General features: G+C 64.0%; 13 protein-coding genes. 6 read left to right on the top strand and 7 right to left on the bottom strand.

Features of this window, described 5'->3' with window-relative positions; genetic code table 11:
• The 6 genes from WC739_RS21970 to WC739_RS21945 form a co-directional block, all read right to left on the bottom strand.
• The coding region (locus WC739_RS21970) for a hypothetical protein (RefSeq protein WP_372955102.1) at window positions 1-374 on the bottom strand (374 nt) is incomplete at its 3' end.
• 429 nt (window positions 375-803) lie between these two features.
• Window positions 804-1,235, bottom strand: coding sequence for a potassium channel family protein (locus tag WC739_RS21965; RefSeq protein WP_372955101.1), 432 nt, complete (start codon window positions 1,233-1,235; stop codon window positions 804-806).
• Between the two features lie 72 nt (window positions 1,236-1,307).
• A complete protein-coding gene (gene dprA / locus WC739_RS21960; RefSeq protein ID WP_372955103.1) occupies window positions 1,308-2,441 on the bottom strand; it encodes a DNA-processing protein DprA in 1,134 nt (377 codons plus the stop codon).
• 17 nt (window positions 2,442-2,458) lie between these two features.
• Entirely contained in the window at window positions 2,459-3,046 is a 588-nt protein-coding gene (plsY, locus tag WC739_RS21955) for a glycerol-3-phosphate 1-O-acyltransferase PlsY (RefSeq protein ID WP_372955100.1), read from the bottom strand.
• A gap of 58 nt (window positions 3,047-3,104) precedes the next feature.
• Window positions 3,105-4,391, bottom strand: coding sequence for a dihydroorotase (locus WC739_RS21950; RefSeq protein ID WP_372955099.1), 1,287 nt, complete (start codon window positions 4,389-4,391; stop codon window positions 3,105-3,107).
• A complete protein-coding gene (locus tag WC739_RS21945) occupies window positions 4,388-5,353 on the bottom strand; it encodes an aspartate carbamoyltransferase catalytic subunit (protein WP_372955098.1) in 966 nt (321 codons plus the stop codon). The genes WC739_RS21950 and WC739_RS21945 overlap by 4 nt, the downstream gene beginning before the upstream one ends.
• Window positions 5,354-5,522: 169 nt before the next feature.
• Here WC739_RS21945 and WC739_RS21940 point away from each other — a divergent pair, with 169 nt between their 5' ends.
• The 3 genes from WC739_RS21940 to WC739_RS21930 all read left to right on the top strand — a co-directional run bounded on the left by WC739_RS21940 (window position 5,523) and on the right by WC739_RS21930 (window position 8,190).
• Complete coding sequence (locus tag WC739_RS21940; RefSeq protein ID WP_372955097.1) at window positions 5,523-7,151, top strand: DNA alkylation response protein; 1,629 nt, start codon at window positions 5,523-5,525, stop codon at window positions 7,149-7,151.
• Window positions 7,152-7,297: 146 nt separating this feature from the next.
• Window positions 7,298-7,855, top strand: a complete 558-nt coding sequence (locus tag WC739_RS21935) for a hypothetical protein (RefSeq protein ID WP_372955096.1) — start codon at window positions 7,298-7,300, stop codon at window positions 7,853-7,855.
• On the top strand, window positions 7,855-8,190 hold the full coding sequence (locus WC739_RS21930) for a DUF6105 family protein (RefSeq protein ID WP_372955095.1): 336 nt from the start codon (window positions 7,855-7,857) through the stop codon (window positions 8,188-8,190). Before WC739_RS21935 ends, WC739_RS21930 begins: the two co-directional genes overlap by 1 nt.
• Here WC739_RS21930 and ruvX read toward each other — a convergent pair.
• Window positions 8,114-8,614: a Holliday junction resolvase RuvX gene (ruvX, locus tag WC739_RS21925; RefSeq protein WP_372955094.1), complete on the bottom strand. Its 501-nt coding sequence runs from the start codon at window positions 8,612-8,614 to the stop codon at window positions 8,114-8,116. The two genes, WC739_RS21930 and ruvX, sit on opposite strands and share 77 nt — an antisense overlap.
• A 123-nt stretch (window positions 8,615-8,737) precedes the next feature.
• Between ruvX and WC739_RS21920 the strand changes: the two genes are divergently transcribed.
• From WC739_RS21920 to WC739_RS21910, 3 genes are all read left to right on the top strand, one after another.
• Window positions 8,738-9,445, top strand: coding sequence for a metal-dependent hydrolase (locus WC739_RS21920; RefSeq protein ID WP_372955093.1), 708 nt, complete (start codon window positions 8,738-8,740; stop codon window positions 9,443-9,445).
• 142 nt (window positions 9,446-9,587) lie between these two features.
• Window positions 9,588-9,875, top strand: a complete 288-nt coding sequence (gene gatC / locus WC739_RS21915) for an Asp-tRNA(Asn)/Glu-tRNA(Gln) amidotransferase subunit GatC (protein WP_372955092.1) — start codon at window positions 9,588-9,590, stop codon at window positions 9,873-9,875.
• A 166-nt stretch (window positions 9,876-10,041) separates the two neighbouring features.
• Window positions 10,042-10,811 (top strand): amidase (locus tag WC739_RS21910; protein ID WP_372955091.1); only part of this gene is annotated, 770 nt, incomplete at its 3' end.

Below are 10,811 nucleotides of genomic sequence, written 5' to 3'. Positions count from 1 at the left end.
GGCACGTAGGATCTAGGCTGCACAGCTCCCGCAGATTGCTGAAACTCTTGAACTTTCACGCAAATCTTGCCGTCGGCGAGAGAGATATCGAGACTTGAATTCGCCGGAAGGGTGAGGTTACAGCCACCAATGACAACCGATGCCGAGGCCTTTTTGCCTACATTGACGTGACTGCCGATGTTAAGCCCGTCTCCGGATTTCGCAGGGCCATAGCCTGCTGCCTGCGACATCAGTACCTCGCCGTTTACCTGGCCGACAGACCCTATAGAGCTCCCCTTGTAAGCAGTTGAGCATGTACAATTTTCTGCGAGAGCCTGATCTACACAGATCAATCCCACAACGACAGACAGTGCGGCTTTTGCTGCAAATTTCATAAACGCCCCCGATCACTCATTGGCTGATAAAGTTCAGCCGCTGTTATTCCAGACGTTAACTAACAGCATCTTGCTCTATAGGGCAAGTTCATCGTTCATCGGAAAACGGTGAGATACATCGGCATGCGTCTTGGGATTCCATATCGCCGATTTTTGTCTTCCGCTTGCAGTCGTACTGGGCGGAAGGTATTTTCGTATCGAGGGGAAAAGCGGAGGGAGCAATCCATGAAGAAGCATTACACCAAGCCAACTTTTACGAAGCGCGATAGACTGTCTGTGGTGACGGCAGCTCCGCCTCCATCGTTTATTGTTACCGTTCCAGACAGCCCGTCATAATATTTGTTCCGAAGCGAAGCCCGCTGACTCCGGCCGGCGGGCTTTTTGCGTTTCAGGCCTGTCTACCCGGAATTGCCCTAAGCCATTGCCCGGTCAGAAATGCTCCCCGGCCTTGAACGGGCCAACACGTGTTCCCGCCGCGACGAGGTATGCGGTCGACCAGCCGATAAGAAGAAATCCATTGACGCCTTCGAGCGCGGCCAGGACACGCCACGCATGCGCGGGCACGACGTCGCCGTAGCCGACCGTCGAAAAGGTGATGGTCGAAAAGTACAGCGCGGTTTCAAAGTCGGCGAAGATATCCAGCAGCCGGTAGACGCCTGCCCATATCCAGACCTCCGCGGTCATCACGGCGAAGAGGCCCATCACCACGCTGATCATGGCGAGGACGCGGCTGCGGTGTCCATGCATGCGAAAGCGAGCAACCAGGTGACCCATCGCATGGGTAACCCCGATCAAGCCGAAGGTGTGGACCAGGACCGTCAGGCTTATGACGACAGTGCCGATGAGTAGATTCAGAATCATGGCAGGATCCTGCGAGGCCGCGACGCTCGTTGCGTTGTGCGAGATCAAATCGGCCCGTTGCCGGGCCGGGCGTCATGCTTCTCCAAAAACCAGCGAGACTTGACCGCCGGCATGGCGCTCGAGCCGGCCAGCGAGGTCGAGTTCGAGCAGCACCATGAAGACCTGGGCCGGATGCAGGCCGGTGTGGCGGATGATCTCGTCGACAGGCACCGGCGTCGGGCCGAGCGCCTCCAGCACACGGGCGCGATCGCTTTCGCCCGGCGGTGGCGTGACCGAGAAGTCGGGCGGGTCTTCAAACGGCGGCACATCGGGGGCTCGCATGCCGGTCAGCGGGGTGATCGCCCTTGAGATGTCCGCTGCCTCGGTGACCAGCGTGGCGCCGTCCTTGAGCAGGCCGTTGGTGCCGGCGGCTCGTGGATCGAGCGGCGAACCGGGCACGGCGAACACCAGCCGCCCCATCTCGCCGGCAAGCCTGGCGCTGATCAGCGAGCCAGAGCGTTGCGCAGCCTCGATCACCACGAGACCGAGAGCGGCGCCGGCGACAAGACGGTTGCGGCGCGGGAAATCCTGCGCGCGCGGCTGCCAGCCGAATGGCATTTCCGAAATGATGGCGCCACGCTCGGCGATGTCGTCGCAAAGTCCGACATTTTCGGGCGGGTAGGGCTGGTCGAGTCCTCCCGCCAGGACACCGATCGTGCCGGTCGACAGACTGCCTTGATGGGCCGCCGTGTCGATGCCGCGCGCCAAGCCCGAGACGATGCCATAGCCTTCAGCGCCGAGGTCCGCCGCCAGCATGCGCGCCATCTTGATGCCGGCCAGCGATGCGTTGCGCGCGCCGACGATGGCAACCCCCGGCAGCCGGAACACGGCGGCGTTGCCCTTGACCGCCAACAGCGGCGGTGGATTGTCCATGCTCAGCAGCAGCCGTGGGTAGTCGGGCTCGCCGATGCCGACAAAGCGCGCGCCGGCCCGCCGGGCTGCCTCCATCTCGGCTTCGGCCTCACCGATCGATGGAATGCGGGCGATCCGGCTGGCGCCGCCCGAAATCATCAGCTCCGGCAGGATCTCAAGCGCGGCCTCGGCCGAGCCGAAGCGGTTGATCAGGTCGCGGAAGGAAGCCGGTCCGACATTCGGGGTTCGGATCAGCCTCAGCCAGCTCAGCCGCTGCCGGTCGCTGAGCCGCGGCCCGGCCACCGGCTCGCTGATTGCTGTGGCGCGCTCGCTCACCCCTTGGCTCCGATCTTGCCCTCGCTGCCGGCGAGGAGGCGGGAGATGTTGGCGCGGTGCTTGATGAAAACGACGACGCTCATCGCCACGAACAGGACGGCTATCTGCGGCGTGCTCAGGAAATACAAAGCGATCGGCACGATGACGGCCGCCACGAGCGCCGCGAGCGACGAGAAGCGGAACAGCAAGGCCATCACCAGCCAGACGGCGGCGAAGATCAACGCGACCTGCCAGGCAAGGCCGATCAAGACGCCGAGATAGGTCGCGACACCCTTGCCGCCCTTGAAGCCCAGCCACACCGGGAAAAGATGCCCGAGAAAGGCGCCGAGACCGGCCCAGACCGCCAGGTCGGGCGCGAAATGGCTAGCGATCAGCACGGCGGCGGTGCCCTTCAGCGCGTCGAGCAGCAAGGTCGCCGCGGCGAGGCCCTTGTTGCCTGTGCGAAGCACATTGGTGGCGCCGATATTGCCCGAGCCGATGTTGCGCACGTCACCCAGGCCGGCGGCGCGGGTGAGCAGGAGCCCGAACGGAATCGAGCCCAGCAGATAGCCGAACACCAGCGCAAGGATCAGGCTGTAAATCATTGTTTTCCCCCGCATTCCCAAGATGTGCCAAGAGACCGCGCGATGCGCGGTGGCCGGATCAGACGGAGAACACTGTGCGGCCCGCGACAAGTGTTTGCAAGACCTTGCCCTGCAGGCGTGCACCTTCGAAACAGGTATTCTTGGAGCGCGAACGGATGCCGCTCTCGCTGACGATCCACGGTTCGTCGAGATCGACAAGCGCAAGATCGGCTATGGAACCCGGCTTCAGGCTGCCGCCGGGCAGGCCGAACAGCCGTGCCGGCCCCGTGGACAAGGTCTCGATCAACCTGAGCAAGGGCACATCGCCATTGTGGTAGAGCCGCAATGCTGCGCCCAGCAGGGTCTCGAGCCCGATGGCGCCCGCCGCCGCATCGGCGAAGGGCAGGCGCTTGGTGTCCACGTCCTGCGGGTCGTGCGAGGAAACGATGATGTCGATCGAGCCGGTCCTGACCGCCTCGATCATCGCCAGACGGTCTTCTTCGGCGCGCAGCGGCGGTGTCAGGCGGAAGAAGGTGCGGTATTCGCCGACATCGTTTTCGTTGAGCGAAAGATTGTGGATCGAGACGCCCGCCGTGACTCTCGCGCCATCGGCCCGCGCGCGTGTCACCGCTTCCGCCGCCATCGCGGTCGAGATCTTCGCCGCGTGGTAGGAACCCTGCGTCAGCCGCGCCAGCGCGAGGTCGCGCTCCAGCGGGATGGATTCGGCCTCGCGCGGAATGCCGGAAAGGCCGAGCCAACTGGCATACAGGCCTTCGTTCATCACGCCTGACGAGGCGAGGTCGGCATCCTGCGTCTCATGCATGACGGTGGCGTCGAAGTCGCGCGCGTAGGTCAGCGCGCGGCGCATCACCAGCGCGCTTGCGATGGTGTGCCGGCCATCCGTGAAGGCGACGGCGCCTGCCTCGCGCAGCAGGCCGAACTCGGTCATTTCGCGGCCGTCCAGGCCCTTGGTGATCGCCGCCGCCGGAAAGATGTTTACGATCGCCGTGTCCCTGGCGGTGCGCAGCACGAACTCGACCAGAGCCACATTGTCGATCACCGGATCGGTGTCCGGCATCATCACGATGGAGGTGACACCGCCGGCGGCGGCCGCGACGCTTGCCGAGGCGATGGTTTCGCGATGTTCGCCGCCCGGCTCGCCGATGAAGACCCGGCCGTCGATCAGGCCTGGAATGATCGCCTTGCCGGCGCAGTCGATCGCGATAGCCCCTTCTGGCGCGCCCTGGTTGAGCGCCGCCTTGCCGGCGGCGACGATCTTGCGGCCCTCGACGATGACGGTTCCGACTTCGTCGATGCCGCGCGACGGGTCGACGATGCGGGCGCGTTCGAAGACCGTCGTGCTCATGCGCCACGGCCCTCGTGGTTGCGGCGCGGATCGAGCAGCGCTTCCATCACCGCCATGCGCACGGCGACGCCCATCTCCACCTGTTCCTGGATGACGCTTTGCGGACCGTCGGCAATTTCCGAGGCGATCTCGACGCCGCGGTTCATCGGGCCCGGATGCATCACCAGCGCGTCGTCTTTGGCCGCCTTCAACTTCTCTGCGTCGAGGCCGAAATAGCGGAAATATTCGCGAACCGAGGGCACGAAGGCGCCTTGCATCCGCTCGCGCTGCAGCCGCAGCATCATCACCACGTCGGCGCCCTTGAGGCCTTCGGCCATCGAGCGGGTGACGACCACGCCCATTTTCTCGATTCCGCTCGGCAGCAGCGTCGAAGGCGCCACGACCCGCACCTGCGCGCCGAGCGCGTTGAGCAGCATGATGTTGGAGCGCGCGACGCGCGAATGCAGGATGTCGCCGCAAATCGCGACGATCAGCTTCGACAGCGGCCCCCTGGCGCGGCGGATGGTCAGCGCGTCGAGCAGCGCCTGAGTCGGGTGTTCATGGGCGCCATCGCCGGCATTGACGACCGAGCATCCGACTTTCTGCGCTAGCAGGGCGGCGGCGCCCGCAGACTGATGGCGGATGATCAAAATGTCTGGCCGCATGGCGTTCAGCGTCATCGCCGTGTCGATGAGTGTCTCGCCCTTCTTAACCGAGGAACTCGCCACCGACATGTTCATGACATCGGCGCCGAGCCGCTTTCCGGCCAGTTCGAACGACGACTGCGTGCGCGTCGAGGATTCATAGAAGAGGTTGATCTGGGTGCGGCCGCGCAGCGTCGAAGTCTTTTTCTCGGACTGCCGCGAGATCGCGACCGCCCTGTCCGCCCTGTCGAGCAAGAGCTCGATATCGGCGGGGGAAAGGTCGCGGATGCCCAGAAGATGGCGGTGAGGATAGAGTGGCAGGGACGATGCGTCGGTCATCTCAAGGCGCTGCTATAGGGTGGAGATTTTGCGGCTGCAAGCGCCAGCTTTGGATTGACGCCTTTCTCCCCGGTATTTTCATCGCGCGCGTTGCTTGCCTTGGCTATATCTAGCCGGTGGCCTCGGATTCGTGGCCTTGCGACGACAAGGACCGACAGAAGGATTGGGCGTGACCGACGACGTGACGAACCAGCCGCCGCCGCTGACGGGCGGCAACGCCTGGCGCGGAGATCCTTTGCTGATCCAGCTTGCCGAGCGCTTTTCCGAGCCTGTGCGCAGGGATCTCGATGGCCTCGGCCGCTTCGTGCTGACGCAGGAAGCGCAGGAACTGGCGCGTCTCGCCAATGTCGAGATACCCAAGCTCAGGACGCATGATCGCCAGGGACGGCGCATCGACCTGGTCGAATTCCATCCGGCCTACCATGCCCTGATGCGTCGCTCGGTGACGAACGGCCTGCATTCCTCGGTCTGGGAAAACGGCGATGCCGAGATCGGCCGCCGCCATCAGGTCCGAGCTGCCCGATTCTATCTGACGGCGGAACTCGAGACCGGGCATCTCTGCCCCATCACCATGACCAGCGCCTCGCTGGCTGCCTTGATGGCGAGCCCAAAATTGTTTCGCGAATGGGCGCCGCGCGTTACGACGCGCAAATATGACCAGAGCCAGAAGCCGCCGGTCGAGAAGGCTGGATTGACGCTCGGCATGGGCATGACCGAGAAACAGGGCGGCACCGATGTGCGCGCCAATGTGACAAGGGCCGAACGCGCCGGCAGCGGCTTCTACCGCCTGAGCGGACACAAATGGTTCATGTCGGCGCCGATGTCGGATGCGTTCCTGGTGCTGGGACAGGCGCCGGAGGGATTGTCCTGCTTCCTGGTGCCGCGCGTCCTCGGCGACGGGTCGGGCAATGGCTTCCGGTTCCAGCGATTGAAGGACAAGCTCGGCAATCGCTCGAACGCGTCTTCCGAAGTGGAGTTCGTCAACGCCATCGGAGAGATGGTCGGCGAGCCCGGCGCCGGCGTCAAGACGATCATGGACATGGTCACCCTGACCAGGCTCGACTGCGCCGTGGCGTCTTCGGCGATCATGCGCGCGGGGCTCGCCGAGGCCGTTCATCACGCCCGCCATCGCCAGGTGTTCGGCTCGACGCTGATCGAGCAGCCGCTGATGCAGCGCGTGCTGGCCGACATGGCGCTCGACGTCGCCGCCGCCACCGCATTGTCGTTCCGGCTGGCGCGCTCCTTCGACGAGGCCGCCAGCGATCGCGGCGAGGCGGCTTTCGCCCGCGCCATGACGCCGGTCGTCAAATACTGGGTGTGCAAGATCGCCCCGCCGCTGCTCTACGAAGCGATGGAGTGTCTTGGCGGCAATGGCTATGTCGAGGAGGCGCCGCTGGCCCGCTACTATCGCGAAGCCCCGGTCAACGCGATCTGGGAGGGCTCGGGCAATGTCATGGCGCTCGATGTGCTGCGCGTGCTCGGCCGCGCGCCGGGCCTTTTCGAGGACGTGCTGGCCGGCATCGATCGTGATCTCGGCGCCGGCGGACGGGGCACCATCGGCGTGCTGAAGGCGGCGATGCAGGTCGCTTCGACCGATGAGGGGTCGGCCCGGCTGCTCACCGAGCAACTGGCGCTGTCGGCCGCGGCGGCCGAATTGCGCAGGCTGGGGGCAGGGCGGATCGCCGATGCCTTCGTCGAGACGCGCCTGGGTGGGCAATGGCGCAATACCTACGGCATGCTCGATTCGCGCCATGACGCGCGCATGATCATAGACACGCTTTATCCGCCGGTGAACTGAGCGGCGCCACATCACGCCTGAGCACGAAGTCCGCGGTAGGAGGAAAACCGTGAACATGATTAATTGTCGTTAACCTTAACAAATGGTTTCCATTGCGATGGCGGACGCCAGGGGCCACTGTCTTTCCTGTCCAAGCAGGAACCCGGATGCGATACGTACTGACCTCTTTTCTGGCCTTGCATTGGGCGATCGTCTTTGCCCTGCTTGCATTCCTCTGCATCGATGGCAATCGCGGCGTGTCGGCGGCACTTGGCGTGCTGGGTGTCGCAAGCGAGAATGCCCGCATCGCCGATTTCGACAATTTCGGCGTCGTGGCGCCCCTTGCCACGGCTTTGCTTGTCGTCGCGGTGTTGTTCTTCTGGGCTTTCGTCGAAACCCTGGTCAACGATGCGACCAGCCGGGGCGTCGATAGCGTCGTCCGTATTGCCTTCATTTCCGCCTCCAGCCTGTTGTCGCTCGTCGTCATCGGCGGCGCCGCGCAGGGGATCAAGGGCCTGTTCATGGTCGTCGCGGTGCAACTCGCGGCGCTTCTGGCCTCCTACGTCGCCATCCTTGCCGAGCGTCGTTCGTCACTCGCGGCGAGCGTCCCTCAAGAGAGCGAGGTCCGTGCCGCCGCGCACGGCATGGCGAAGGCCGCGGCGCACAATTCCCTGCTTTCCCTTATATCGGGCCGGACGGGTTCCAATCCGGCAGGTGGCCGCTGATGCGCTACATCTTCGCATTGTGGGCGGCTCCAATGGCGCTCTTCTGGGGTTGGTTCTACCTGTCGCTCAACGACATGAATTTCGGCTATCTCATGCTCAGCCGGAAACTGCATGATTTCGTCTTCGAGCTCTATGGCCAAATGCTCGGCATCGATCCGGCGATCATTCCGGGCATGGTGGCAAAAGCCTGTGTCTTCGACGGGTTTCTGCTGATGGCGCTATGGGCGTTTCGGCGCCGCCGCGAGATCACAGGCTGGATCAAGCGTCGCTGGGCGGCTCCGTCCGATCGGATGCAAGAAGCGACTGAAGCCGATCCAAAACTCCCTGCAGAATAAAAGCCGCTGCCGCCGAATCGATCTTGCCGGCGCGCTTGCGGCGGGAGAAATCCATCTCGATCAGCGTCCTTTCGGCCGCGACCGTCGACAGTCTTTCGTCCCAGAGCACGAAGGGCAGGTCGCTCATCTGCGCCATGTTGCGCACAAAGGCGCGTGATTTTTGCGCGCGCGGACCTTCCGATCCGTCCATGTTGATCGGCAGCCCGATCGCCACGGCGCCGACATTTTCCTTCTGCAGCAACGCCAGCAACACAGCCGCGTCGAGCGAGAACTTCTTTCGCATGATGACCGGGCGCGGATGGGCGAAGGAAAACCTCTGGTCCGAGACCGCCACGCCGATCGTCTTGTCGCCGAGATCGAGTCCCGCCAGCGTCTTGCCGTTGCCGAGACGCGCAGGCAGGTCCTCGATCGCGATAATTGCCAAGGCTCTTCCTTCACCTCTCAACGTCGCGCGCTCTCACAAACACGCGACGAACACAGAACCCTTTGATCTCGGGGCCATCGGCGTTCTATCTTCTGGCAAGGCAAAAATCGAGGAATGCGTTCAATGAAACTGACATGGTACGGCCATTCGGCCTTCCGCATCGAAACCGCTGATGCAAGGATCCTCATCGATCCCTACCTGATCGGCAATCCGTCCTGGACGGGGGGCTGGGAAGGGCCGGCCGAGGGAGTGACGCATGTGCTGCTGACGCATGGCCACAGCGACCACATCAGCGGCGCGGTGGAAGTGCTCGGCAAGAGCGGCGCCCAGCTGGTGGCGAATTTCGAGGTCTGCATGTATCTGGTCGGCAAGGGCGTCAGCGACCAGAAGATCAATCCCGGCAACATCGGCGGCACTGTCGATTGCGGCGGCTTCACCACCACATTCGTCCAGGCGCTGCACTCATCCTCGTTTCCGGGCGAGGGCGGCCAGAACACCTATCTCGGCAATCCGGGCGGCCTGGTGCTGCATTTCCCGGAAGACAAGACGCTCTACCACATGGGCGACACCGACATCTTTTCCGACATGGCGCTGATCAACGAGTTGCACGAACCGAAGATCGGCATCGTGCCGATCGGCGACCGCTTTACGATGGGCGGCGCGGTGGCGGCGCTCGCCTGCCGCCGCTTCTTCAAATTCGATACCGTCGTCCCCTGTCACTTCGGCACGTTCCCGATGATTGATCCGACCGCCGAGAAATTCGAGGCAGGCCTGGAAGGTTCGGGCGTGGACCTGGCGCTGCCGCAGATCGGCGAGACGATTACGATCTAGCAGCGGCGCTAACAGCGCCGGCAGCCATCTCTCGGAGGGGCGGCGCCCGCCACGAGCGCAGTCGCCCGATTGTGGGCATGCGCATGTTGCGCGTCGCGTGGCGCGCCGCTATAGCCCGAACTGGTTTTCCCGAGGCAAAAACATGTCCGTAGATATTCAGACAGTGAAGCGCGTCGCGCGTCTCGCCCGCATCGCGGTGAGCGAGGAGGACGCCGAACGCATGACCGGCGAGCTGAACGCCATATTGGGTTTCGTCGAGCAGCTGAACGAGGTCGATGTTTCCGGCGTCGAGCCGATGACTTCGGTGACGCCGATGGAGATGAAGAAGCGCCAGGACGTCGTCACCGACGGCAACAAGGCGGCCGACATCGTCGCCAACGCGCCGGCGACCGAAGAGAATTTCTTCCTCGTGCCGAAGGTCGTGGAGTAGCTTGGCCGATGGCAATCGAGACCGCCATTGAAACGCCACTGATGGACGTCCGCGATCGCCACCGCGCCGGCCCGGCCGCCCACGACCGAGCCCGGTGCTCGCACTGCAGCCCGATGCTGGATTATCCCGACTCCGAATGGTCGGTTTTCTACGAAAAGAGTCTCCGATGAGCGACCTGACACGACTGACGATCTCGCAGGCCCGCGCCAAACTGCGCGGCAAGGAAATCACCGCGACCGATCTTACCGAGGCCTATCTGTCGGCCATTGATCGTGCCAATCCGGTGCTGAATGCCTATGTCGCGGTGACCCCCGACAAGGCGCGCGACATGGCCAGGGCCTCCGACGCCAGGCTCGTCAAGGGCGAGGGCGGGACGCTGGAAGGCATTCCGCTCGGCATCAAGGACCTGTTCGGCACCGAGGGCATCCACACCCAGGCGTGCAGCCATGTGCTGGATGGTTTCAAGCCGCGCTACGAATCGACCGTTACTGCCAATCTGTGGGCCGACGGCGCGGTCATGCTGGGCAAGCTCAACATGGACGAACTCGCCATGGGCTCGTCCAACGAGACCTCCTACTATGGCCCGGTCATCAATCCATGGCGGCGGTCGCGCATCGACACGGTGGTGATGCCGACATCGCATCAGGGCGACGGCGGCTTCGTATCGGCCGGCGGCGCGAGGACCGCGCGCAGCCTCGACAATGCGCAGCTGGTGCCGGGTGGTTCGTCCGGCGGTTCGGCAACCGCCGTTTCGGCCTTTCTGTGCGCTGGCGCCACGGCCACGGATACGGGCGGCTCGATCCGCCAGCCCGCCGCCTTCACCGGCACGGTCGGCATCAAGCCGACCTACGGCCGCTGCTCGCGCTGGGGCATCGTCGCCTTCGCCTCGTCGCTCGACCAGGCCGGGCCGATCGCGCGCGATGTGCGCGACGCTGC

It is taken from the genome of Mesorhizobium sp. (genome assembly GCF_041661565.1).
Classification (GTDB): domain Bacteria; phylum Pseudomonadota; class Alphaproteobacteria; order Rhizobiales; family Rhizobiaceae; genus Mesorhizobium.
The sequence above is the reverse complement of the archived record's forward strand: the minus strand, read 5'-3'. Positions and strand labels throughout refer to the sequence as shown.